The sequence below is a fragment of the Streptomyces sp. WM6386 genome (genome assembly GCF_000972385.1).
In the GTDB taxonomy this organism is placed as follows: domain Bacteria; phylum Actinomycetota; class Actinomycetes; order Streptomycetales; family Streptomycetaceae; genus Streptomyces.
Genome location: NZ_JXTE01000454.1, coordinates 1 through 491, shown reverse-complemented (window position 1 = coordinate 491; position 491 = coordinate 1). Strand labels below are relative to the sequence as shown.

At 71.3% G+C, this 491-nt stretch carries 1 protein-coding gene; it reads right to left on the bottom strand.

All coding sequences use genetic code 11. The annotated features are described in order from the left end of the window. A partial coding sequence (locus tag TN53_RS42210; RefSeq protein ID WP_234441861.1) for a HAMP domain-containing protein occupies positions 1-388 on the bottom strand: 388 nt, incomplete at its 3' end. Positions 389-491: the final 103 nt, after the last annotated feature.

Here is a 491-nt window from a genome sequence, read left to right as displayed (position 1 = left end):
GGGTCTTGAGCTCGTGGGCGGCATCCTCGGCGAGCAGCCGCTGGGCCCGCCGGGAGTCCCGGAGCGCGGCGAGCATGTCGTTGATCGACCGGATCAGCCGCCGGATCTCCCCACCGCCCTCATCCGGGATGTCGGCGTCGAGATCCCGGGTGCGCCCGACACGTACCGCGGCGGCGGTCAGCCGGTCGATCGGTGCCAGCCCGGTCCGCGCCACGGTCCGCCCGACAAGGGCGCCGCCGACCACGCAGAACAGCCCGATGAGCAGCATGCCGAACCCGAACCGGTTGATCGGGCTGTCGTCGGCGACGCGGGCCACCTGGACCGCGCCGTCGCCCGCCCGCAGCGTGTAGATGAGGTAGCCGTCGTCGTCGCTGTCGTTCGACTCCATCAAGTCGGCCGACGCGCCCTGGGCCACGAAGACCGGGGGGCTCACGTTGGTACACCTGGACCCATGACAGACCCTCTCGATGAGGCGAAACTGCAGCGCAGGC